Below are 22,894 nucleotides of genomic sequence, written 5' to 3'. Positions count from 1 at the left end.
TGAACACGAGCCGGATTGAGCGGCGCGAAAGGGCGCTTCGGTTTCGACATGCTGAACGGACGCAGGAAAGTCGCCGTTCAGCCAGCTGTCCCGACGCGTAGCCAGGAGCCCGCGGAGATGCCTAGGGTCGGCCCCGACCGGCCCCAGGTCCGCCCCGCGGTCCTCAGGGAGGGCCGCGGACGAGGAGACGACCGATGAGCGCCCCACCACCCCCGAGCGAGCCCGGATCCGACGAGCTCGTCGTCGGCGGGAGCGTGCTGGCCCTGGTCAACCAGAGCCCCGGGGTCACGACCGACCACCACGCGCTGGGTCCTCGGCACTGGCGCCGGCAGGTCGACCGCCTCGTCCGGGCGGGGTTCACCGAGGTCGACCTGACCGACGGCTGGCTGCCGATCCCCACCATGTCGGGCCCGGAGCGGCAGGCGCTCGGCGAGGTCCTGGCCGACGCCGGCGTGAGGGCCCTGGGCCTCAACATCTCGCGCCACAGCCTGGTCGACCCGGAACGCGCCGACGAGCACCTCGACTACTCCCTGCGCGCGGTCGACGCCGCCGCGGAGCTGGGGGTCCCGCTGCTGGGCGTGGGCTTCCACCCACGCCTCGTGCCCGAGCAGAAGCTCGACCGGATGTTCTGGGAGGTCGCCGTCGAGCCGGCCGACCGCTCCGACGCCGTCTGGGACCTGGCCGCCGACCGCCTGCGCCGGCTGTGCGCGTACGCCGGCGAGCGCGGCATCCAGGTGAGCATCGAGCTCTACGAGGACACGCTCGTCTGCACGGCCGCCGACGTCGAGCGGATCATGACCGCCGTCGGCGCACCCAACCTCGGCGTGAACCCGGACCTGGGCAACACGTTCCGGTCCGTCACCCCGCAGCGGGAGCACTGGCTGCAGACCTTCCGCGGCGCCCTCCCCCACCTGGACCTCTGGCACGTCAAGAACTACACGCGGGCCAGCCTCGGAGTGGACGGCCCGTACGCCGTCGCACCGACCGTCCTCGGCGAGGGCATGATCGACTACCGGCTGCTCGTGGGCGAGGCGCTGGCGGCGGGCTTCCGGGGCCCGTTCGTCGTCGAGCACTACGGCGGTGACGCCGTCGAGATGCAGCGCCGCGGACGCGACTACCTCCTCGGCCTGCTCGACGACCTGCGCGCGGAGCAGCCGGCGTGAGCGGCGACCGGGGCCTCGCGGTCCACGTGGGCCCGAGCCGGCGGCCGCTGCTCGAGCAGGCCGTGCTGGACGGCGGTGGTCGGCTCGTCGGGCTGGCGGACGCGGAAGCGATCGTCTACCACGGCAGCGACGACCCGGACGAGATCGTGACGATGCTGCATCCCGGGGTGCGCTGGGTCCAGCTGCCGCACGCCGGGGTCGAGCGCTGGACCGGGACCGGCGTCATCACCGACGAGCGGCTCTGGACGAGCTCGGTCGGCGCGTACGCACCCCAGGTCGCCGAGCACGCGCTCGCCCTGATGCTGCTGGCCGCCCGCGGCCTGCACACCCTGGCCCGCGCGGAGCGGTGGACGCCGAAGGCGACCCGGCTCTTCGCCGGCAGCACCGTGGCCCTGGTCGGGGCGGGCGGGATCGCGCGGGCGCTGGCCGTGCTCCTCGAGCCTTTCGGCTGCCGGCTGCTGGCGGTGAGCGACTCGGGCGACTTCCCGGGCGCCGACCGCACGGTCCCCCGCGCGGCCTACCGCGAGGTGCTCCCCGAGGCCGACTACGTCGTCCTGAGCGCGCCCTCCACCCCGGCGACCCACGGGATGATCGGCGCGGCCGAGCTCGACCTGATGCGCGCCGACGCCTGGCTGGTCAACGTCGCCCGGGGGGACCTCGTGGTGACCGACGACCTGGTGTCCGCCCTGCGGGAGCGCCGGATCGGCGGGGCTGCTCTCGACGTCACCGACCCCGAGCCGCTGCCCGCCGGCCACCCGCTGTGGTCGCTGCCCTCGGTGATCGTCACGCCCCACGCGGCCAACCCGGACGACGCCTACTGGCCCACCCTTGCCGAGCGGGTCCGCGAGAACGTCCGCCGCGTGATGGCCGGCGAGCCGACGCTGGGCCGGATCGACCCGGGCAGCGGCTTCTGAGGACGGGTGGGGCCACGGTCCCGGCTCCACCCGGCCGGACGTGCGGCCGGAGCCGTCCGGCGCAGGAGCCAGGCCCCGCCGTCAGCGCACCTCGACGGCGACGCTGCGGGCACCCGTGACGACCTCGGCCTGCCGCAGCTCGCGGTGGGTCAGCACGAGCGTGTCGCCCTTGCCGTCGCTGTCGTCGTCGCCCTTGGCCTCGTCGTCGGACCCGGCCTGGAGCTCGACGACCAGCTCGTCGTTGCGCGGGGCGGACTGGATGCTCTTGATCACCGTGCTCAGGCTGCTGTCCTCGTCGGAGTCGCAGCTGTCCTCGAGCAGGCAGGCGGTGTCGTCGCCCCCCTCGCCGTCGAGCGACGCCCCGCCGAACACCGACAGGTTCGCCTGCAGGCCCTTCGCCGCCTTCGGCACCTTGACCGTGATCACCTTCTTGATCGACTTCGAGCCCTGGTACGGCTTCACGGTCGTCCGTACGGTGAGCTTCTTGCCGGCCTTGACGCGGACGGCGTCCTTCTTCCACGTCTTCCCGCCGTCCGTCGACACCTCGACCTTGGTCAGCCGCAGCTGGCGGAAGGTGGTGGAGACCGTCGCGTCGTAGATCACGGAGGTGATCGTGACGTGCTCCTCCTCGTTGTCCGTGAGCGCGTAGACGGCGTCGGCGAGGGCCACGGCCGGCTCGAACGAGGCGTCGGTCCGGTCGGCCCACGTGTCGTTGCGGTGCACCGTGAACGCCTTGCCGCCGCCACGGGTGCCCGTGATCGTCCACCCGTCCGTCAGCCGGCCGTCACCGACCTCGTCGAAGGTCGCGTCGACGTTCGCCCACAGCGCGTACGGGACGAGGCCGGGGAGCAGGTCGCGGTCGACGACGCCCGTGGTCCCCGTGCGCGAGCGGCCGGTGTCGGCGTTGCGGACGGTGGTGGTGACCGGGGTCGTCGAGGGGACCTTCGTGAGGTCCGCGCGGATGCCGCTCAGCCGGTCCTGGTCGACGGTGCCGAACGAGCCGCCCAGGTCCGCCATCTTGAACGAGCCGAAGACGTCGTCCTGCACGATCGCGACCGCGTCGGCGTCGTTGGCGCCGTAGCGCGCGGGCCCGGCGAAGCGGTCCGGGTGCCCGTACGCGAGCGCCTGGTCCCCGCAGACGTAGGTCGTGGTGCCGATCGAGGCGCTCGTGACGTCGCCGTACGACAGCACGGAGGCGAAGTTCCCGCCGGGCACCGGGCGTTCGGTGGGCGCCGCCGTCGGCACGGCCGCGCGTCCGCCCGCGAACACCCGCAGCGGCAGGTCGGCCGTGGTCACGTCCTTCTGCAGCCGCTCGAGCCGCGCGCTCGACAGCCCGCTGACCGTGAGGGGGCTGGGCAGCCGCTCGAGCGAGCCGGACGGGACGGCAGCACCGGCACGCGCCGCGACCGCGCGACGGACCGACGCGGTCAGCTTCGGCGAGCTCTCGGAGGAGCGTTCAGCCGTGCGGGCCTTCGTGCTGCCGAGGTCCAGCAGCGCCGCCATGTCGGACGCGGGGGTCAGCCCGCCGATCGGCGACGGCGAGGAGGTGAAGCCGTACGAGACGGCGCCGAGGAGCTTGCCCCCGACGTAGACGGGCGACCCGGACATCCCGGCCCAGATACCCGAACCCTGGTCGACCACGTGCCCGCCGGGCAGGTCCGAGACCTTGATCAGCACGAGGTCACGGCCGGCCCCGATGCCGTCGGGCTGCACGCCCAGCACCTCCACCCGGAAGGGCTCGGGCGTCCGGCCCTTGACCACGGTCAGGCCCTCGCCGACGAGGCCGGTGGTCGCCTGCGCCGAGGTGAGCGCCGCCGGGCACTCCCCGGGTGGGGCTAGCGGTGCCGCCTGCGCCGGGCCGACCGCCTGACCCAGGAGCAGCGCGCCCAGCGCTGCCACCCCGAGAGCCGTGCCCCGTCGCGTACGCGTGCCCTGCACGACCGTCATCGCTCCCCCGCTCCGTCGTCGGCCTGCTGGCCGGCTCCCGGCGATCTGCCGGGCGACGCGCCGACGCTAGTGGAGCGGAGGGCCATTTGTGTGGGTTCGGTGAGAACTGTCTCAGGTTCGTCTGGAGCGGTCAGACGGTCACCCGCAGCACCGCAACGGGCTCGGCCGCCGGGCTACCGTCGCCCGGTGAGCCCTGCCCGTTTCCAGCGGCTGCCGAGCCCGCGGCGCGACTACACCACCGGCGTCGTGGCGGCGGTCCTCTTCGTCGTCACGACCGTCATGTTCGTCGACGACCCGTCCTGGCTCGCGGGTCTGGTCGCCGGGCTGATGCTCCTCTGCACGGTGACGTCGTTCGGCCTGGCACGGAGCCGAGCCGCACGGCGTCGTGCCGGACGACCCTGACGAGGCCTCCTCGACGACGACGACGAAGACGACGGCGCAGCGCTCCGACGTGCTCGCTCCGAGGCGCCGGACGACGGTAGGGTGCTCGTGAAGGCAAAACGCCGAGACGTCGTTCTCCGCGGCTACACGCAGCCCGCCCGGGCTGCCACTTCTTGATCATCCAGGAGTGAGCCGTGTCCGAGATCCTTGCCCGCCCGCCCTTCGACCCCGAGCTGGTCCCGTTCCTCGTCGCCTCGGAGGAGCAGGGTCGACCTTCTCTGACGAACGACATGCTGCCGTTCATGCGCCGGCTGGGCAGCACGCTCGACGAGCTCGACGAACGGCTGCACAGCCGCGGGCTCGAGCGGCGCAGCGTCACCGCACCCGGCTCCGGGGGCGAACCCATCAGCCTGGCCGTCATCCAACGCATCGGACGCACCGGTACGGCGCCGTGCTTCTACGCCATCCACGGCGGCGGGATGATGTTCGGCCACCACCTCGGCAACCTCGACTCCTACGACGACTGGCTGCTCCACCACGACGTCGTCCTCATCAGCGTCGACTACCGGCTCGCACCCGAGCACCCCGACCCCGTACCCGTCGAGGACTGCTACGCCGGGCTGCTGTGGACCGCCGCCCACGCCGAGGAGCTGGGCATCGACGCCGACCGGATCGTCCTCGTCGGCCAGAGCGCAGGCGGTGGGCTCGCCGCGGGCACCGCACTCCTCGCCCGCGACCGTGGAGGTCCTGCCGTCCGGGCGCAGATCCTCGTCTCACCGATGCTCGACGACCGCGACGTCACCGTCTCCACCCGCCAGATCGACGGCGTCGGTGTGGCCGACCGCAGCCTCACCCGCTTCGCCTGGGACGCCTACCTCGGCGGCCGTGCGGGCACTACCGACGTGTCGGTCTACGCCGCTCCGTCCCGGGCGACGGACCTGTCCGGGCTCCCTGCGACCTACATCGACTGCGGGAGCAACGAGGTGTTCCGTGACGAGACCGTCGCGTTCGCCGGCCGGCTGTGGGAGGCCGGTGTCCCGGCCGAGCTCCACGTCTGGCCCGGTGCGTTCCACGGCTTCACCAGCCTCGTCCCCGACGCCACCGTCTCCCGGACCGCCGTCGCGGCGCTCGCCCGCTGGACGGATCGGCTCCTCGGCGAGGCAGGGCCCGGGCCGGCAGCCTGAGGGGGTCCGGGAGCCCGCTCGTCAGCCGCCCGCAGACCACGGGCGACAGGCCCCCGTGCGCCAGCCCTCAGATGGGGGTCGGCTCGCAGCGCGTCAGCGTGATCCGGCCCCCGGCGAGCTCGCCCAGCTCGCTCGCGCCCTCGGGCGTCGCCCGCCACGCGCGGTAGGCGTCGTCGGCCTCCAACGACTCCCACACCTCGACCACGACGAGGTGCCGCGGGTCGGTCACGTCACGGACGACGTCGGCGGAGACGAAGCCGGGCCGGGCGCGGGTCTGGGACAGGATCGACGTGACCCGCTCCTCCGCGTCGGCCGGGGCGTCGGGGCTGAGGTGGATGTCGAGCAGCGAGGTGATGGCCATGGGCACGACGGTACGACCCGCTCCCCGCTCGTCCGACCGATGCCCGGGGTCGCCCGGCCGGGTGCCGCGCCGCCCGACGACTGAGGTGGGAGGACTGGTCCACCGACCAGCAGGCGCGGCGTCGGTCCTGCAGGACCTCGTACGCGACCGCGGGAACCTCCGTCGCCCGTCATGGGACGGACATCGAGCCGTGGTTCGTCGAGAGCCTGCAGCGGATCCTGTCGGCCTAGCGCGTCCTCCTCGTCCCTGGCAGGCCCGCGCTCCGCGTCAGCCGGCCCGCGCCGCCGCGCGCTGGCGCAGGGCGATGACCAGGGCGACGACGAGCGTGCCGGCCACCAGGACGATTCCGCCCACTGCGACGGCGGTGGCGACGCCCAGCGCGGCGCCGAGCAGGGCGAGCGTGACGCCGTTGCCCGTGCGCAGGCCGCTGCCGAACATGTTGTAGACCCCGACGACCCGGCCACGCTGCTCGACCGGTGCGCGGAGCTGGACGACCGCCTGGCCGATGGACGTGCTCGTCATGTTGGCGACGCCGCCGACCAGGAGCGCGATGACCGCGACGACGTAGCTGTGCGTGACGGCGACGGCCAGCGTCGTCGCCCCGAAGAGCACGGTGGCGACGACGACGGCCCGGACGTCGGGCTTGATCACCCCGGTCGCCTCGAGCAGGAACCCGCCAAGAACGCCGCCCGCCCCGTTCGCGAACAGCAGCAGGCCGTAGCCGAGGCCGTCGCTGCCCGTGCCGAGCGAGTCGGCGAAGGACGGGATGGACACCTGCAGCGAACCGCCGACGCACAGCGCGACGAGGCCCGCGAGCACGATCATCGACACCAGCACGCGGTCGTCACCGACCGAGCGCAGCACCCGGAACCCGTCGATCAGGGTCAGCCGGACCCGGTGGACGTACCCGCTGCGGGTGTGTCCCGTGTACGGGGTGCGCAGCATCAGCAGCGTCATCGGCAGGTAGAACAGCACGTTCGCGAAGATCCCCCACTCCGCGCCGAGGCCCAGCAGCAGCGCCGAGCCGACGACGGGCCCGGCGAGGATGCCGAGGCTGCGGAACGTGGCGTTCAGCCGGACGGCACCGGGCAGGTCGGCGGGCTCGGCGAAGTCGTGCAGCAGCAGCTGCTCGGCCGGGGCCCACAGGGCGCCGGCGCAGCCGTGCAGGACCAGCAGCACGCACGCCTCCCACACGTCGAGCGTGCCGGTGAAGAAGAGCAGGCCCCAGCAGACCGACACGAGCATGAACAGGCCCTGGGCGATCTGGATCAGCCGCCGGCAGTCGTAGCGTTCCGCGAGCCCGCCGAACCACACCGACAGCATCAGGAACGGCAGCCAGTGGCTGACCACCTGGAAGCCGACGAGGGCGGGCGAGTGGAAGGTCTGCCAGAGCACCCAGTAGGTGATGACGTGCTCGATGTTGTCGCCCATCATCGACAGGCCCGCGGTGAAGAGGTAGGGCCGTGAGTACCGGTCGCGGAGCGCGGCGAACCGGCGCGGCGGGGCTGTGGCAGTCAGAGGGGTGCTCCTGGACGGTGCTGGCACCGGGATCTTCGAGAGGCCTGACCGGGGCGAGGTCGCAGGCGACGACGTGTACGGACATCTTGCCCGACCGCGCGGAAACGCGGTGCGCGGCTATGGAAGCAAACGGGCGGTCGCGCTGTTGTCGCCCTCGATGTCCTGCCCGGGACCGAGCACCGCTCCCCCGTCCTCAGGCCCTCTGCACGGCCCGCCAACGACCGCCGGGCACCACGTCCCGTCGTTCTGACCAGGCATCCCGCCTGCGGCAGGCACACCTGAGGAGCTGGACCCATGACGAGCACCGCACCGGTCTCCGTCGCCGACACCACCGACACCACCGACTCCGCCCCCACTGTCGGCACCTCCGCCGCCCCGGCCCCGCTGCGGTCCGGCTGGCCGGGCGTCGTCGCGCTGATGGTGGCGATCTTCACCCTCGTCACGAGCGAGTTCCTCCCCGCGAGCCTGCTGCCCCTGATGGCGGGCGACTTCGGCATCACCGAGGGCGTCGCCGGGCAGGTCGTCACCGCGACCGCGCTGATCGGCATGATCGCCGGCCCCGCGATGGGCCCGCTCTTCCCGAACCTCGACCGCAAGCGCCTCCTGCTCGGCCTGCTCGTCCTGGCCCTGCTGTCCAACGTGCTGACGGCCGTCGCGCCGAGCTACGCGATCGTGGTCGTCGCCCGCCTGGTCCTCGGCATCGCGATCGCCGGCACCTGGTCCATGGCCCTCGCCGTCTCCTCGCACCTCGTCCCCGCCGACAAGCTCGGGCGCGCGATGTCGGTCGTCAACATCGGCGTCGCGGGCGCGACCGTCGCCGCCGTCCCGCTCGGCGCGCTGGTCAGCTCGTTCGCCGGCTGGCGCGCGGTCTTCTGGGCCGTCGCCGCGGCGACCGCGCTCGCGATCGTCCTCTTCGTCGTCCTGATGCCCTCGGTCCCGGCCAAGGCCAGCGGCGGCCTCCGGACGCTGGTCGACGTCCTCCGCTCGCGCGTCGTGCTCTTCGGGCTGATCGGTCTCGCCGTCCTCGTGGCCGGCCACTTCGGCAGCTACACCTTCATCCGTACGGCCGCCGAGGGCGTCTCCGGGCTCACGCCCGCGACCATCGCCGTCCTCCTCGCCGTCTACGGGGTCGGCGGCCTCGTCGGCAACGTGCTGTCCGGCCTCGTCGCCGACCGCCACCTCGGTCTCGCGCTCGCGGCGGTCCCGGTGCTCGTCGCGGCCGGCATCGTCCTGTTCTCGCTGTCGAGCGGTTCGCCCATCCTCGTCTTCGTCGCCGTGGCGCTGTGGGGTCTCGGCTTCGGCGGCGTCCCCACGTCGTCCCAGACGTGGATCTCCCGGGCCGAGCCGCACCGGGTCGAGGCCGCGGGCGGCCTGGTCGTCGCGACCTTCCAGCTCGCCATCGCCCTCGGCGCCGCGCTCGGAGGTCTGCTCCTGGACCGGACCGACGTGCACACCGTCTTCCTCGCCGGCGGGGTCGCTGTGATCCTCGGCGGTGCGCTCCTCGCCTCGACCCGCCGCCTGCTTCCGGCCTGACCGGAGCGAGCCGGGGCCTGGCGAGGCCCCGGCTCGGTCAGCGCTCCCGCACCTCACGCGTCGGCGGCTGGCGACGGAGCCAGTCCCAGGGGATCTCGCCGCGGAGGTCCAACGCCCCCTCCGGGTCGCCCACCGTCCACTCGACCAGGGCGGGCGACCCCGGACGTCGGCGCGGGATCAGCGTCGACCAGCCCGTGGCCGGCGCGTCCCACTCGCGACGTACGACCGGGCGGCACAGTTGGCGCTCCAACCATGCCGCTGCCCATCGGCCGCACTGCTCCGCTGTCGCCTCTACCCCGCTGACCCAGAGGTCGGTGTCCTCGTCCGGAGGTCCGCAGCAGTCCTCGTAGCCGGTGAGCTCGGCGGGACCGGAGCCCCAGCGAGACGTCAGCGTGGGGAGCCCTCCGACGTCCGGGTCGTAGAAGACCTGCAGGAAGCGCCGCTCCGTCGTCAGACCCGGGACCCGTACGTGGACGGCGACCTCCCTCGCGCCCGCACCGGGTGGTCCCAGCGTCGACGACGTGTCCCCCGGGACGAGGTCGGTGAACGTCCAGCTGGCAGCTGCGGCCGCGACCGTCGCGACGAACTCATGAGTGCGTTCGTCAACGACTTCTTCTGCAGCGAACCACGCTGCCGGTGCGCACATGTCGCTCATGATCAGTCACCGGCGTCGAACGCGCAGCCCCTTTGGTCCCGGCGACCCTTCGGCGGGACGGCCGCAGCGACCCGTGAGGGAGGGTCGGTCGTGCCCAGCAACAGAGCTGACAAACCTGTTCCGTTCGTGCCCAGGTCTAACGCTTCACTGCTCACCGGACAGTTCTGGCCGATCCCGCTCGACAACGGGCTGTTCGCCGCCGGGGTCGTGCTCGGCGTTCCGTCCGAGGTGACGCTGCCTCAGCACGCCGGCAGCCGTCGTCTGTTCGTCGCCGGGCTCCTCGACTGGCACGGACCGGACCTTCCCGACGCCCACGTCCTTGAAGGCACCGCGCTGCGAGGCTGCGGCACGGCACACGTCACGTCGATCGAGCTCACGAGTGCCGGGCGCGGGATCGTCGGTCGGCTCGTGACGGTCCCTTCCGGGCTGGCGTACCTGTCTCACCGAGCCGGCCCAGGCGTGCAGGTGCTCATCAACGGACGACCGGACCACGCCGCATCGGCCGAGGAGCGCGAGCAGCTGGAGGTGTGGGGAACGTGGGGTCTCACCTACGTCCAAGGCCTTGCCAATACGTCCTTTGGGGCGACGCCACCCGCCTGCGTCTTAGATCGCTCGAAGTAACCGTGAGCCGACTCTCGTGCGGGACCCACGCATACCGGCCGTTGCGCGAGGCAACCAAGTCGAGGCGGCTCGGCGTCGACGAGCAGCCGGGTCAGACGGGTGCCCGGGGTTCCTTCTTGCCCGTGTAGGCCGCGCCACGGCAAGCAACACGGACAACCAGATCGTCGAAGTCGGCAGCGCCGGAACCGCTGCTGCAGCGCAGGCGAACGTCGTACTCGAGCCCGGACCCCCGTCTCTCCACTAGCATGCCGGCGTTCCCGATCCAGGCGTCGGTCTGCCCCCACTTGCCTTCCCAGATGTTGTAGATCCCCAGCCGGCGCACCCCTGCCCTCGGTCGGGGCCGGACGACGACCCTCGTCTCCTCCGGGGCGGTATCAGCCCAGATCGCCAGCTTGGGAGAAAGGACGGTCTCGTCGTCGACCTCCACCGCCAGCTGGCCGCCGTCGCAGCTCAGGGCGATCCCTTGACGTCGGTCGCCCTGGCGTGACTCGAAGCGGACCGACACCTCAGCAGGCACAGCATCGGGAACCCACTAACCGAAGACCGTCTGACCGTCGAGCTCGAGAGGGCGCACCCTTCGATGCCGCGAAACGCTCGCTCAGTGTCTGCACGAGCCCAGGGTGCACCCCTGCGCGCTCGTCGCCCCGACCGCGGACGACGAGCAAGCGGTGCACCGCTGGGGCGGGCTCGCGACAAGCTGCTCGTGAGCGGAGCACGCAGCCCGTCCTGTCGTGCGGGACGCGCCTGCCCGACAAGCCGACGAGGATGGCCGCATGCTTCCTCGAGGTGTGGACGAGCTCTCGGCCGTGCCCGACCCGGCCTGGCCGGTGCTCTTCGGCCGGATCACGGGTGCGAGCGTGCCCGTCAAGCTCCACCAGGGCACCCTCGCTGGCAGGCGGAACACGCTCTACCGCTTGCAGGTCACCACCAGGTCCACGCTCGGAGCGCTCGCCTTCAACAGCGGTGGCCTGGAGGTCGACCACGGCTGGGTCAAGGTGCTCGGCGGAGGCACCACAGGTCTCCCTGACCTGGCCGCCATCAACCGACTGGCCTCCCCGACCGCCGAAAGCCTGCCTCCGCCGTACCTCGTCGTCGCCTTCGACGTCCTCGGAGGAGTGTTCGCCATCGACGGCGGAGGACTCGGTTTCACCCTGGGTGACGTCTGCTACTGGGCACCGGACAGCCTGAGCTGGGACAGCACGGGAGTGGGTCACACCGAGTTCGTGAATGCGCTCCTCGCAGGCGGGTTCTCGACGTTCTACACGGACCTGCGCTGGAGCGGCTGGGAGGAAGAAGTCGCGGCCCTGCCAACGGGAACTGGGTTGTGGGTCTACCCACCGCTCTCCTCGGAAGAGGGCCGTGACATCAGCCGCAGCTCGCGCAAGCCCGTTCCCATGACGGAACTTCTCGCCACCTACTAGCGGGGTCGCTGTTCATCTCTCGTGGCGCCCTTGAGGAAGGGCGCGTCAAGCCGCGCCGCAGCATCGCCTTCCCAGCACCCCTGGGGTGCGGTGCGTGCAGGACGTGACCGGGCACGACGAGATCGGGAGCGGGAGCCCCGCATCGCACCGCAGCGACGCGAGCTCCTGGACTTGGCCCGGCTGAACGGGACCGCCCCCAGCTGCGGGCAGGGCGCACCATCACCGGGTCGGCGCGCCTCGGGCGAGCGCGCACAGACGACAAGGAAGGCCTTCAGGGTCGGGTCAGGGCACTGGCCCGATGGCGACGCGCTCGTGTGCGGTGAGGCTGAGCTCATGTGGCTGAACCTGGAGGTCGGGACGGCGCGGTCGCTGCAAAGGCTGGCCCGGGTCAGGATCGACGTTCCAGACCACACCGATCTCCGCCGGCACGGCAGACGAGCCCTGGTCGTGGAAGCAGCTCACACCTGTCTGCCGGAGGCCGCCGTCGAGTCCTTGCCCGAGGTGGCGCGCTCCGAGGTCGAGGCTGGGCTCAGCGGTCGGCTGCGCGCGCGGATCGCCGGAACCGACGTGCTCGACCCCGCCCTGCTCCTCCTGCGGGATGAGCTGGTCGTGGAGCTCGGCGGGACGGCGGACACCACCGGAGCCCTCACCCTTCTTGATCGGGTGTACGCGCGCCGGCTGCTCCGCCGACAGGTGCCGCCCGTCGTTGCCGCCTCCTGCCTGGCCTGGTACGGGCATTGGCGTCGCAGCAGTGGCGGTCCGTCCCTGGACGTCGCCCGAGATCTGCTGCACGCCGTGGAGAGCTGGAAAGCTGATCCATCGAGACGGTCGGACTACGACGCGCAGATCATCGACAGCGCTCGCGAGTTGAGCGGAGGAGACCCCACCGCGTTGGAGGACGCGATCGTGTAGGCGGGTGTCGGATCCTCGGGACGTCCGACCGTGGAGCGCTCGATCGAGGTCAAGGGGATCGAGCCCTCGGCCGAACCTGAGAACTCGGTTAGCCTGCCTCCCGACCTTCCTCCCAGAAGTTGGAGCAGCCGTGCCCGCAACACGCTTCACCCTGTCGACCTTCGCCGCCGCGGTGACCCTGGGCCTGCTCGCGCTGGCCACGCCCGCCGTCGCCGAGGAGCCCACCGCCGCGGCCGCGGCCCACGCCGAGGCGTACGTGCTCATCGACCAGGGCCTGGTGATCTACGATCCCGCGACCGCGGCGATCACGTTGAGCTACGCCTGCTACGGCGACCCCACCAGCATGGAGGTCACGGCCACCGTCGGGGACGTGCAGGCGAGCGGCAGCACGGCGATCCCCTGCCAGGGAGCGAACGAGCTCCAGACCTCGGTGCGGCTCGACGTCGCCGACCAGTCTCCGCAGTTCCCGCCGGGGACCTACGACGTCGCCGTCCACGCGAGCATCCCGGGCCAGGCCATCCTCGACACGGTCGTGAAGCAGGTCGAGGGTCCCACTGCGGCGTCGGAGGTCTTCCTCTACTCCGCCGCCTCGCCCGCAGAGGTGGCCAAGACCCGCAAGATCATGATCACCGGCTCCGTCCGCGTCGGCGGCTTCGAGAAGCCGGCCGCGCTCAGGCTGGCGCTCGAGTTCCGTCCGGACGGCGGCAGCTGGGGCAAGCTCAAGACCGTGCGCAGCGACGTCGACGGCCGGGTCGAGACGAAGGTCAAGGCGCGCACGTCCGGCAACTTCCGGCTGCGTTTCCCGGGGAACGGGACGCTGCAGCCGTCCACGTCGGTCCCGAACCACGTCCTCGTCCGGCCGAAGCCGAAGACCTACAAGAGCTGCGCGGCCCTCACCAAGGTCTACAAGCACGGCGTGGGCAGGTCGGGGGCGACCGAGGTCGGACTCGGGGTGAAGAACTGGACGAGGATCACGCCGACGTACAACAAGAACAAGAAGTTCGACCGCGACAAGGACGGCGTCGCCTGCGAGAAGGCGTAGTCCGCAGGCCTACGGCGTGAACCCTCGCGCCGGGACGTGGACCGAAGACGAGCACCAGGTGCACGGCGCACCTGGCTTCCCCTGAGACGAGGAGCACGATGAGCGACGAATCAACCCCCGAGACGGTGGGTCGGCGGGGCCTCCTCGGACGCGGGGCGGCGCTCGCGGCAGGCACGGCCGCCGGTGCCCTCGCTCTCGGCGCGGCCGGGACGCGACCGGCCGCGGCGGCGGCGGGCGACCCGTTGATCATCGGCTCCGGCGCGAACCTCACCGCCAGGTACACACAGCTGGAGTACCGCACCACCGGTGAGGAACCGCCGAACCGGCCCACCCTCGGTCTCGTCAACAGCAAAGGCCCGGCGCTCTATATCGAGCCGTCGCCCGACGACACCGACTTCGAGACCGAGGTGGGCTACCGGACGGAGGCGGGCTCCTTCTTCACGCTCAAGGAACGCCCGGTCTATCGCGCCGACGAGCCCGGAAACCCCGACGGATTCGCGGTCGGGCTCGCGACCCTCGACGACATCGACCTCGTCCAGCAGCCGTACGTCACGGCCCCGTACCGGATCCTCGACACGACCAAGGCGTTCCCCGGGACCATCCAGCCCACCAGCAGCTTCGACTCCTCGGGCCGGCTGAAGGCCGGACGGTACGTCGACGTCGCGGTCGGCACCATCGACCGCTTCACGATCCGGGCCGTGTTCGTCAACGTGCACAGCTCCGGCTCGACGGCGAACGGCTACCTCGCGGTCTACCCGGCCGGCACCCCGGCGCCGTCCAACATCCCGGCACGGCAGTCCACGGTGCACTTCACCAAGGGCGTGACCGTCGCGAACTTCACCGTCACCCCCGCCGTCCTGCTGGACACACCCGAGGGCGGACCGACGTACTTCATCCGGGTCTACGCCTCCGCCACCACCCACGTCGTCGTCGACCTCCTGGGCCAGATCCGCGACGGGGTCGTGTCCGACCCGAACAGCGGCGTCCCGTCACCGCTCCAGCACCGCACCAGGCGCCCCCGGTCGGCCGCCCGACGGATCACGAGCAAGCTCAAGTCGCCCCGCTGACAGCGCGGCGCCTGACCGCGAGGAGCAAGAACCGACGGTGGGCCGTCCGCTGTCGTGTCGCCTGAGCACGACGCACCTGTCATCGACGGTCAGTGGCCGTAGACGGGGCCGTAGACGAACCGGTCCGCGCCGCAATCGCCCTCTCCGGGGCGGATCCTCGGCGCCGTCGACACCTTCACCTTCCCGTCCGGGTCACGCGATCCGCCCATGCACGCCAGGTCGGGAGCCTCGCGGACGACGACGACCACCCAGTACCCGTCGAGCGTCGACGCGGTCACCGACTGGGTCGGGAAGGCTTTCCTCGCGGCCGCCTCGATCGCCGGCAGGCTCTTGCCACCCATGACGTGGAGCAGCTTCTTCTCGTCCAACGGACCGGCCGGCTTCGCCGCCGCGGGCACAGCCACGGGCGTGCGGCCGCCGCAGTCGACGGTGACGACCGACTCGTCAGCGGAACCGACGTGGATGCGCACGCACCGCTGCGCCGAACCCGGGCCGTAGGACTCGCCTCCGAACGTGTGGTCTTCGTAGCCGATCGTCGTCACCGACATCCGTAGGTCGACGACGCCGTCGGCGCCGTCGGTGCTCGACCACGAGAGCGCCTCCACGAGGTCGTCGAACGGTGTGTGGTCCTCCGCACCCTGCGGACTCGTCCCGGAGTCGTTCGTCGCCCACCGGGCCAGCACGACGGGGTCGAAGCCCCGGCGGAAGTTCGACGAGGCCTCGTTGAAGACCGAGACCTGCAGGCGCTTCAGCTCCGCCTTCGCCGCCCGGTCACCCGAGGGCAGACCTGTCTGCACGGAGCACCCCGAGGTCATGCCCACCACCAGCGCGACCAGCGCTGCGCTGAGAAGAAGGGCCAGGCCTCTCGCCACTCGTGCCGCCCGCGCCCTCGTCGGCACAGTTCCGAGCGGCAACGACGCTCCGCATCGCCGACCAGAGCCGGCGGGGCTCCCTTCGAGACGTGGCGTCGCGGCAAGGCCGACGCATCGACATGGTGCTCGGCGTCGGAGTGAAGAGTTCACTCGAGAAGGCTCGGCCACGTCGACGCCCCTGGCGTCATCCCGCGGGGTGATCTTCCTACGACTGCAGTTGGTGATCCACGAGGCGACAGACCGTGCGGGTGGTCGAGACACCTTGGCACGGACGTCGCGTCCAAGAACCGTGCAGACCACCGGGGTCGGCGACAGAACTTGAGACGCCCTGATCTGACCACCACCGGATGACGGTCCCTGGTGGGAGCCAACCTGCCCTAGAGGCCAGCTAGGGCCAGAGCACGCTTGGAAGTAGAGCTGCCACCAGACCTCGCCGCAAACCAGGCTGACGATGATCATGGCGGCGAGGACTCCGTCGAAGGCGGTGAGGAGTGTCCGAACGATCAGCCGATGGTCAGCGATGGAGAAGCTGGAGCCCGGTAGACGCGAAGGACGCTCGCAGTCGTACCGGCCTGACCCATCTCCACGTCATGAGCCCAGGACCTTCCGCCACTGGCCGTTGTTGAGCTGCGTGCTCTGACCCGCGCCATTCCGTGTGTCTTCGTGCCGCCCGAGTCGCAGCTGCCCCAGACCGTTGACGTTGCGGGTGTCCGGGCGCACGATGAGGCGACGCGCACGCGTACGCGTCCGTGTTCTCCCCCCGAGGCGGCTGACCATGACCAGATGGCGGCGTTGGTTGGTTGCTCTGCTGCTCTGCGGGGCGGGTGCGGGGCTGGGTCCGCTTCCGACGGCCGCAGCCGCGCCCGTCACGGACGCGGGGGTCGGGACCGTCGTCGCCGACCTGGGCCTGGACAGCCAGTACGGCAGACCGGGCTTCAGCTACGACGGGGCCTACTACAGCCACCTCGTCCCGTCGGGTGACCAGTGCGACCTGCACCTCTACGACGTCGCGGGCCGTCGTGACCTCGGGCTGGTCCACGCGCACGTGGTCTGCGACAGCAACCAGACCCGCTGGGCGGCGCAGACCGACACCCTGCAGTGGCAGGTGGACGCCGGCGCCCCTGAGATCACCGTCTACGCCTGGGACGCCGGTAGCCGTCAGGTCTCGGTGCTGGCGCCCGACGCCCAGGTCACGAGGGTCACCGGTCTCTCCGCCGACGGTGCGTACCTGTCCTTCATCGGGCGTTCCGACCTCCACCCGGCGCCGCCCGTGGACTCCTCGGAGTCCGCCTCGTTCACCTACGACCGTGCGGCGCGGTCGAGCCTCCCGTTGTCGGCGACTCAGGACGTCCGGTTCCTGTCCTGGAGCCCGTCGGGCCACCGCTTCGTCGGCGAGGTGTACAGCGGTGCCCCCGACTACACCCACGAGGGGTGCTTCGGCTCCGGCACCTCCTGCCACGTCCTGTCCGCCCCGCACGTGTACAACGACAGCGCGAACTGGTCGGGCGACGGCTCGGCGGTGATCGTGAACGCCTGGTCGGACTCCACACCCGTGGTCTACGACTTCGGCGACGGCTCCGTGGTCCCGCTCCCGAAGACGTACGGCTTCCCCTTCTTCACCTTCTTCGTGGGCGGGGACGCTCGGCGGGTGGTGGGCTACTACGCGTACCCCGGTGCCTTCCTCTGGGACCGTCAGACCGGCAAGGCGGTCCAGATCCCCACGCAGGACGCGGTCTGGGCCTCACCGGACGGGAAGTACCTGCTCTACCGCAGCGCGCCGTACGCATATCACTACCGCAACGTCGCGACCGGGGCCGACGCGCTCGCCACCTATCGCGGCACCCGGTACCCCGGCGCCATCGACGGCTACTGGACCAAGAACGGCTCGTCCTACATGGGCATCGGCCCGGGCGGGTGCTCCTCGGTGCGTCAGTGGTCGCCGGCGACCAACACGGTGAGCCTGTTCGGGCCGCCCAGCCCGGCGGCCTGCTACTACGTCCCGCAGAAGTTCGAGCACGACCCGCTGCCGTCGTCGGCGTCGGGCCGCTTCGGCGTCGTCTACAAGGGACCGAGAGGCAACGCGACGGTCGAGTACGTCGCCGACCTGCGCCGACACATCCTGCTCGGCCCGGTGAAGGGGCACGGCGAGGACTTCGCGCCGGCCGGCTCGGAGCTCCTGGTGATCCGCCAGTCCACCGCCGCCGGTGTCGACCGGCTGCTGCTGGTCGATCCGACCCCCGTGCCGGACGTCGACGACAAGCCCCGCTGGAGCTCGGTCACGCCGTCGACGGGCACCGCATTCACCGTCGAGGTCGGCCAGCAGGTCCACGTCGTCCTCGGGGCCTCCGACCTGCAGGGAACCCCGGTCAACCCGTTCTTCCGGTGGCGCACGGCCGACGGCACGCCGGTCGCCTCGCCACCGCGCGGATGGTCGTGCGAACGTCGCCGCCTCGCCGCCGGGGCGACGGTCTCGGACTGCACGTTCGCCCCGCCGAAGGACTACACCGCCGTCCGGTTCCTGGACCTCAGCGCCACGAACCACGTCACCGGCGCGCAGAGCGACACCCGCAGCTACCGGTTGGAGGCAAAGCCGGCACCCAAGGCCACCGGGCGTTGAGGGCCGCGGCTACGCAGCAGATCCAGCTGCCGCCAGCCCTTCATCAAAGGCTTGGTCGAAGGCTGGTGCTGGTACCGCCAGCCCGACCGCGGAGCCCTCGAACCCAGGCGACGGTCTCGTGGTCTCCCACCAGAGGAACCACACAACCACCCCGGCCAGGACGAGGAGGACGGCCGAGAGGCCCAGGACGAGTCGAAGACGGCTGCCGGTCGTCGTCGGACCCCGATCGCTCATCGAACCATCGTGAACCAGACGGACGGGACGCACCACCTGTGACCGGTGAACAACGTCCCCAGGTCAGCTCTGCGGCTCTGTGGCGTCGGGATGCGCGACGGCCACGGCCTCGACCTCCACCAGCTGGTCCGGCCAGCCGAGCACCGTCACGCCGAGCAGCGTCCCGGGCGCATCGTGGTCGCCGAACGCACGTCGCACCACCTCCCACGCCGCAGCCAGGTCCTCGCGGGACGTCGTGGCCACGTAGACGGTGATCATCAGGACGTCCACAAGATCAGCACCGGCAGCGTGCAGCGCTGCGCGGAGGTTGATCAAGACCTGTTCGGTCTGGCCGACGAGGTCGCCGACCGCGACGGTCCGCCCTTCCTCGTCGAGGGGGCAGGCGCCGGCGGTGAAGACCAGCCTCGCGGGCGCATCGGTGGTGGCGGCGTAGGCGTAGGGAACCTGGGTGCTCAGTCGGCTGCTGCGGAGCAGCCGCACGGTCGAGGGCGACGGCGACATCTCGAGAGGGTGGCATCTGCTTCGCCGGCCAGCAAGGCGATACCTCTCCCGCGCCACCAGCCCAGCTCCGGCCTGACTCCCTCGCCGCGTCGCGGGACGACCCTCCGTGTCGTGGTTGCGGCCACCCAGATTGGTAGGGCTCAGCTGGTCCCCTCCCTTGTTAGGGTCACCGCGTGCATCGCCGCTGGTCAAGGCCCTCGGCGGTTCTGGTCGGAGTCGCCTTCGTGGCGGCGGGCAGCGTGGGCGGGTGCGCTGCGGCAGGAGGTCTGCCCGACTCGCCCGCTCCGGGTACACCGAACCCGACGTTGAGCGCGCGTGGGTCCTGCGACCTGGTCTTCGGTTCGAGCTGTGACCCCACCCCGACGCCGGCCGCTTCTGCGTCGCCCGCCAGTCGTGACGTGACTGGTCGGTGGAAGGGCACGTACACCTGCGGTCAGGGCCTGACGGGTTTCAACCTCGACATCGCCGACGTGGGCGGCGGGGCGGTGTCGGCGGTTCTCGGCTTCGGGCCCATCGAGAGCAACCCCGGGGTTCCGAACGGCAGGTACTCGATGACGGGTCGGCTCGATCCGCGGTCGCTGACCTTGTTGCCGAAGGCCTGGATCGAGAAGCCGTCGGGGTACGTGATGGTCGGCCTGGCCGCCGAGCTGCCGGGTCAGGATCCTGACGTCCTCTCGGGGACCGTGACGAGCCCGGCCTGCACGACGTTCCGCGTCACCCGCTGACCGCAGCGGTCAGGTCACCGGACGTTCGGCGCCGGCCGGAAGGTCAGGTGCACCGGAGCTGCACACCGCGCCGGACGTACGCCAGGGGCTGGGCGTTCAGCGAGAACGAGCACCCGCCGCCGCTCACTCGAGCGCACCCCGGAGATCGTCTGAGCGGTCCACCAACCAGGCGCGTCGGCGTCTGATCAGATCGCCGACGCCGTCGTGCCACATCTGCGCCCACCCGCCGCCGTAGTGCTCGGCCGCCCCTCTCATGGACAGCCACATGCGGTCGGCACGGGCCAGGGCGACGTCGACCAGCGAAGCCCGCTGCGCGGCGGTGAGCCCGTAGGCATCGGCGAAGAGCCGCAACCGCACGGGTTGCCTCGTTCTGGACCACCCGGGCCACGTGTCGACGGGGGCCCGCAACGGCACCCAGTGCGTCGCCGTGTTGACGACGTCCTCGACGCGCGCGGTCGGCCCCGCCATGTCGAAATCGATCAGCGCCACGGCCTGGCCGTCGCGCACGACGACGTTCTGCGGGGTGACGTCGTTGTGCGCCACCAGCTCCGGCGCCGGTTCGGCCACCACTGCGGAAGACTCTGAGCTCGATGGGGACGGCCAGCGGAACCATCGCGAACCGGGCGGCGCTGCGAAACCGCGGTCGGCCGCGTAGCCCTCGGACGCGTCGTGCAGCTGCCGGAGGAGCCGGCCGACGCTGGCCAGCAGCTCGTCGTCGGCCGCCCACGCCTGCGGAGGATCCCCGGCGACCTCCCCCGCGAGGAAGTCCAGGACGTCACGACCTGCTCGGTCGCGGCCCAGGAAGCGGGGTGCACCGCCGAAGCCAACCTCTTCGAGGTGCTTCAGGTAGTCCGCCACGGCTGCGCTCGGTGGGTGGACCGGTCGGCGAACGGTCGACCCCACGCGTACGACGCGCTCGGTCACGTCGCCACGAGGCAGTTCGACCTCGTCCTCTTCGCCCGCGAGCTCCTCGTAGACCACGACGCGAAGTCTGCCCCGCAGCCCGGACCGTCGTGCGGGGCAGGAACAGGCCGACCGTCGCGCGCAGCACGCAGACCGACCGACGAGCCCGACCCTGCTCAGCGGTTGCTGACGGAGGTGTCGGAACGGGTCATCGGGCGGCTGCGACGCGCTGCCAGCGCTCATCCGGTCCGAGGTTCTGATAGCGCACGGAGGCGGGGTCTGGTGGGGTCCGGCTGAAGAGACCGGCGATCTCGGTCTGGGAACGACCCCAGACGGCCGCCCTTCCGGAGCCAGCGTCTGCGGGATCGGGCGGGCATCCAGCGCTTCCTCGTCCGGCCACCCCATCGTCGAACGCGAGCAGCTCGAGGTGGACCCACTCCGCTCGCCCGTCCTGCCGGTCGTCCCACCACGTACCCACCAGCAGATAGCGATGGCCGGGCTTGGCTGCAGCCGCGTCGTGACTCTTCTGAGCAGGCACGAACGTTTCTTGGGGCGGCGCCGCGGGTGCTTGCTCTCTGGACCAGAGCGTGCGCTCCTGGAGAAGCCGGACTCTTTGACGACCGTCCTGGTCGACCTCGTCGATCCCGCGAAGAACCACCAGATGGTCGCCGTACGTCACCCAGTCCTCGAGCGAGTCGCCAGGGAACGCGCTCGCACCCGGAGAAGTGCCACACGGATCAGCCGCAGATCCAAGGACGGCGCAGCCGTTACAGAAGAGCAGGCCGAGACTGATCAACGCTGCCCAGATCCGCTCCATCCCGGCCTCCACCCTCATGCTGCCACCGACCTGGCAGCAGGCACAGCGACTGAACGCAGGACGCCTGTCGTGGGCACCGGACTCTGTTCTCCTGCTGAGGCCCCGGTGGGATCGCCGTGCGAATGCGTACCCGCTAGCCGTTCAGCTGCTGAACGACCCATTGCATGACGCGCGGCGGAAAGGCGGCTTCGATCACCGCGTCTGCCGTGGTCAGCTGCACGACTTCGCTACCCAGCGCCACCGAGCGGACCTCAGCCCACGTCGTAGGCCCAAGACGCAGTCCGACTCGAGCGCCTTTGAGGTCGACCCGGCGACCCGGAAGAAAGCGGACACCGCCCACCATGCGTCGGAAGCGGATCTCGCCCTGTTCGATGACGGCCGCACCACTGCGCCATCGAGACGTCAGGCCGTCGACCGCGCCCTCGACCACTCTCAGGCTGCAGTCGACCTGGTGCCGATCGCGAGCGTCGTCACGCCGCCGAACGAGACCGACCACGACGGCACTGACCGAGGCCACGAACAGCACCGCGATGATCGGGACGAGCCACCGACCGCGTGCCACCCCGGAGATCAGGGCGACAAGCAGACCGGCCATGCACACGAACGTCACGAGCAGCAGGACGAGACTCGGCGGCAGGAGCTGTGGTCCACCGGTTCTCGAACCCTGACTCGGGGTCACGGCAGATGACGTTAGACCAAGGTCGACGACACCAGGACAGGTTCGGCGACTGTGCTCGGTGAACAGGCGCCGACGCTTTGGGGTTGGTCTCGCAACGAGCGCCCTAGCGAGGCGACCGGCGTGCGGAGCACGCAGGCCGACCGTGCCACGAGGGCACACGGCATCCGACACTGTGGCAGCGATCTTCGGCAGATGGCTGCAGGATCAGCGCTATGGCTGATGACGAGTCGCTCGAGCTACGCGCGGCGTGGGTACCCCTCCGGCCTTGGACACTCGTCGCTCTTCCGGTCGTGCTCCTAGGGCTCTCCAGCCTCGTCAGCGGGAGACTGGTCCTGTTGCTCGTCGCAGTTGCCGGGCTGGTTCTCGGGTTGGTGGTCCAGCTCCTCTTCAGCTGGTCCCGGAACCGCCAGGGCCCGGTCATGGTCCTGGACCGAGCCGGCCTCGAGGTCCGGGGCCACCCGCGCGTCAGCTGGGCTGACGTCGAGAAGGTCGTCGTGAGCACGTTCCAGGTCCGTGGCAGTCGAGCACTGAGCTGGCTGACGACGCTCCAGAACGGCGTCGTCGTTTCGTTCGTGCCAAGGCCAGGCGTGCGGATGCCGCCTCCTCCGGGTGGCCTCAAGCACGAGCTGAGCAGCTGGGAATCGGTTCGCCAGGCCCGATACGGAACCAACCTCACGGTGGTGCCGAGCTTCTTCAACGCGTCTGCCCGTCGCATCGCTCGGGCTGCCCACCACCTGGGCTCCATCCCGGTTCAGGACGACACCAAGCAGTAGCCGTCAGCCGACCGTCGCGCGGGGCACGCACGCCTAGCGCCATGCGCTTCGACG

General features: G+C 71.2%; 23 protein-coding genes. 13 read left to right on the top strand and 10 right to left on the bottom strand.

Going from position 1 to position 22,894, the window contains the following annotated elements; genetic code table 11:
- The first annotated feature begins 194 nt into the window (after positions 1 to 194).
- Both ABD665_RS02110 and ABD665_RS02105 read left to right on the top strand, forming a co-directional pair.
- Entirely contained in the window at positions 195 to 1,163 is a 969-nt protein-coding gene (locus ABD665_RS02110; protein ID WP_204912457.1) for a TIM barrel protein, read from the top strand.
- Positions 1,160 to 2,077, top strand: coding sequence for an NAD(P)-dependent oxidoreductase (locus ABD665_RS02105; RefSeq protein ID WP_204912458.1), 918 nt, complete (start codon positions 1,160 to 1,162; stop codon positions 2,075 to 2,077). The genes ABD665_RS02110 and ABD665_RS02105 overlap by 4 nt, the downstream gene beginning before the upstream one ends.
- An 81-nt stretch (positions 2,078 to 2,158) precedes the next feature.
- Here the strand turns inward: ABD665_RS02105 and ABD665_RS02100 are convergent, their stop codons facing one another.
- The gene (locus ABD665_RS02100) at positions 2,159 to 4,024 is read right to left on the bottom strand and encodes a SpoIVB peptidase S55 domain-containing protein (protein WP_204912459.1); all 1,866 of its coding nucleotides are present in this window, start codon (positions 4,022 to 4,024) and stop codon (positions 2,159 to 2,161) included.
- Positions 4,025 to 4,210: 186 nt separating this feature from the next.
- On the opposite strand from ABD665_RS02100, the gene ABD665_RS02095 reads away from it, so the two are divergent.
- Together ABD665_RS02095 and ABD665_RS02090 are read left to right on the top strand one after the other, a co-directional pair.
- Entirely contained in the window at positions 4,211 to 4,426 is a 216-nt protein-coding gene (locus tag ABD665_RS02095; protein WP_204912460.1) for a hypothetical protein, read from the top strand.
- 173 nt (positions 4,427 to 4,599) lie between these two features.
- Positions 4,600 to 5,589: an alpha/beta hydrolase gene (locus ABD665_RS02090; protein ID WP_344740876.1), complete on the top strand. Its 990-nt coding sequence runs from the start codon at positions 4,600 to 4,602 to the stop codon at positions 5,587 to 5,589.
- Positions 5,590 to 5,656: 67 nt separating this feature from the next.
- On the opposite strand, the gene ABD665_RS02085 is transcribed toward ABD665_RS02090, so the two are convergent.
- Both ABD665_RS02085 and ABD665_RS02080 read right to left on the bottom strand, forming a co-directional pair.
- A complete protein-coding gene (locus ABD665_RS02085; protein WP_204912461.1) occupies positions 5,657 to 5,950 on the bottom strand; it encodes an antibiotic biosynthesis monooxygenase in 294 nt (97 codons plus the stop codon).
- Positions 5,951 to 6,217: 267 nt separating this feature from the next.
- Positions 6,218 to 7,495 (bottom strand): MFS transporter, encoded by a 1,278-nt coding sequence (locus ABD665_RS02080; protein ID WP_344740875.1) that lies wholly within the window; start codon positions 7,493 to 7,495, stop codon positions 6,218 to 6,220.
- Between the two features lie 267 nt (positions 7,496 to 7,762).
- Here ABD665_RS02080 and ABD665_RS02075 point away from each other — a divergent pair, with 267 nt between their 5' ends.
- Positions 7,763 to 9,001 (top strand): MFS transporter, encoded by a 1,239-nt coding sequence (locus tag ABD665_RS02075; RefSeq protein WP_204912462.1) that lies wholly within the window; start codon positions 7,763 to 7,765, stop codon positions 8,999 to 9,001.
- A gap of 37 nt (positions 9,002 to 9,038) precedes the next feature.
- On the opposite strand, the gene ABD665_RS02070 is transcribed toward ABD665_RS02075, so the two are convergent.
- The gene (locus ABD665_RS02070; RefSeq protein WP_204912463.1) at positions 9,039 to 9,647 is read right to left on the bottom strand and encodes a hypothetical protein; all 609 of its coding nucleotides are present in this window, start codon (positions 9,645 to 9,647) and stop codon (positions 9,039 to 9,041) included.
- Between the two features lie 99 nt (positions 9,648 to 9,746).
- Between ABD665_RS02070 and ABD665_RS02065 the strand changes: the two genes are divergently transcribed.
- On the top strand, positions 9,747 to 10,277 hold the full coding sequence (locus ABD665_RS02065; RefSeq protein WP_204912464.1) for a hypothetical protein: 531 nt from the start codon (positions 9,747 to 9,749) through the stop codon (positions 10,275 to 10,277).
- A gap of 91 nt (positions 10,278 to 10,368) precedes the next feature.
- Here ABD665_RS02065 and ABD665_RS02060 read toward each other — a convergent pair whose 3' ends face one another.
- Complete coding sequence (locus ABD665_RS02060) at positions 10,369 to 10,794, bottom strand: hypothetical protein (RefSeq protein WP_204912465.1); 426 nt, start codon at positions 10,792 to 10,794, stop codon at positions 10,369 to 10,371.
- Between the two features lie 271 nt (positions 10,795 to 11,065).
- Here ABD665_RS02060 and ABD665_RS02055 point away from each other — a divergent pair, with 271 nt between their 5' ends.
- From ABD665_RS02055 to ABD665_RS02040, 4 genes are all read left to right on the top strand, one after another.
- Positions 11,066 to 11,698, top strand: a complete 633-nt coding sequence (locus ABD665_RS02055; RefSeq protein WP_204912466.1) for a DUF2625 family protein — start codon at positions 11,066 to 11,068, stop codon at positions 11,696 to 11,698.
- Positions 11,699 to 12,031: 333 nt separating this feature from the next.
- The gene (locus ABD665_RS02050) at positions 12,032 to 12,610 is read left to right on the top strand and encodes a hypothetical protein (protein ID WP_204912467.1); all 579 of its coding nucleotides are present in this window, start codon (positions 12,032 to 12,034) and stop codon (positions 12,608 to 12,610) included.
- A 130-nt stretch (positions 12,611 to 12,740) separates the two neighbouring features.
- On the top strand, positions 12,741 to 13,652 hold the full coding sequence (locus ABD665_RS02045; RefSeq protein WP_204912468.1) for an excalibur calcium-binding domain-containing protein: 912 nt from the start codon (positions 12,741 to 12,743) through the stop codon (positions 13,650 to 13,652).
- A gap of 98 nt (positions 13,653 to 13,750) precedes the next feature.
- A complete protein-coding gene (locus tag ABD665_RS02040) occupies positions 13,751 to 14,719 on the top strand; it encodes a hypothetical protein (RefSeq protein ID WP_204912469.1) in 969 nt (322 codons plus the stop codon).
- 89 nt (positions 14,720 to 14,808) lie between these two features.
- Here ABD665_RS02040 and ABD665_RS02035 read toward each other — a convergent pair whose 3' ends face one another.
- Positions 14,809 to 15,759 carry a hypothetical protein gene (locus ABD665_RS02035; protein WP_204912470.1) on the bottom strand — a complete coding sequence of 317 codons (951 nt, stop codon included), beginning with the start codon at positions 15,757 to 15,759 and terminating at the stop codon, positions 14,809 to 14,811.
- Between the two features lie 607 nt (positions 15,760 to 16,366).
- Between ABD665_RS02035 and ABD665_RS02030 the strand changes: the two genes are divergently transcribed.
- Positions 16,367 to 18,208 carry a WD40 repeat domain-containing protein gene (locus tag ABD665_RS02030; protein ID WP_204912471.1) on the top strand — a complete coding sequence of 614 codons (1,842 nt, stop codon included), beginning with the start codon at positions 16,367 to 16,369 and terminating at the stop codon, positions 18,206 to 18,208.
- A gap of 297 nt (positions 18,209 to 18,505) precedes the next feature.
- Here ABD665_RS02030 and ABD665_RS02025 read toward each other — a convergent pair whose 3' ends face one another.
- Positions 18,506 to 18,943, bottom strand: coding sequence for a Rid family hydrolase (locus tag ABD665_RS02025; protein ID WP_204912472.1), 438 nt, complete (start codon positions 18,941 to 18,943; stop codon positions 18,506 to 18,508).
- Between the two features lie 398 nt (positions 18,944 to 19,341).
- On the opposite strand from ABD665_RS02025, the gene ABD665_RS02020 reads away from it, so the two are divergent.
- Positions 19,342 to 19,668 (top strand): hypothetical protein, encoded by a 327-nt coding sequence (locus tag ABD665_RS02020; protein ID WP_204912473.1) that lies wholly within the window; start codon positions 19,342 to 19,344, stop codon positions 19,666 to 19,668.
- Between the two features lie 123 nt (positions 19,669 to 19,791).
- Here the strand turns inward: ABD665_RS02020 and ABD665_RS02015 are convergent, their stop codons facing one another.
- The 3 genes from ABD665_RS02015 to ABD665_RS02005 all read right to left on the bottom strand — a co-directional run bounded on the left by ABD665_RS02015 (position 19,792) and on the right by ABD665_RS02005 (position 21,983).
- Complete coding sequence (locus ABD665_RS02015) at positions 19,792 to 20,649, bottom strand: phosphotransferase (protein WP_204912474.1); 858 nt, start codon at positions 20,647 to 20,649, stop codon at positions 19,792 to 19,794.
- Positions 20,650 to 20,779: 130 nt separating this feature from the next.
- Positions 20,780 to 21,388, bottom strand: a complete 609-nt coding sequence (locus ABD665_RS02010) for a hypothetical protein (protein ID WP_204912475.1) — start codon at positions 21,386 to 21,388, stop codon at positions 20,780 to 20,782.
- Between the two features lie 133 nt (positions 21,389 to 21,521).
- Complete coding sequence (locus ABD665_RS02005; RefSeq protein WP_204912476.1) at positions 21,522 to 21,983, bottom strand: DUF2550 family protein; 462 nt, start codon at positions 21,981 to 21,983, stop codon at positions 21,522 to 21,524.
- A gap of 296 nt (positions 21,984 to 22,279) precedes the next feature.
- Here ABD665_RS02005 and ABD665_RS02000 point away from each other — a divergent pair, with 296 nt between their 5' ends.
- On the top strand, positions 22,280 to 22,840 hold the full coding sequence (locus ABD665_RS02000; RefSeq protein WP_204912477.1) for a hypothetical protein: 561 nt from the start codon (positions 22,280 to 22,282) through the stop codon (positions 22,838 to 22,840).
- The last annotated feature ends 54 nt before the right edge of the window (positions 22,841 to 22,894 follow it).

It is taken from the genome of Microlunatus spumicola, from assembly GCF_039536445.1.
GTDB lineage: Bacteria > Actinomycetota > Actinomycetes > Propionibacteriales > Propionibacteriaceae > Microlunatus > Microlunatus spumicola.
Note: the sequence above shows the minus strand (reverse complement) of the source record. Positions and strands in the feature narration are given on the sequence as shown.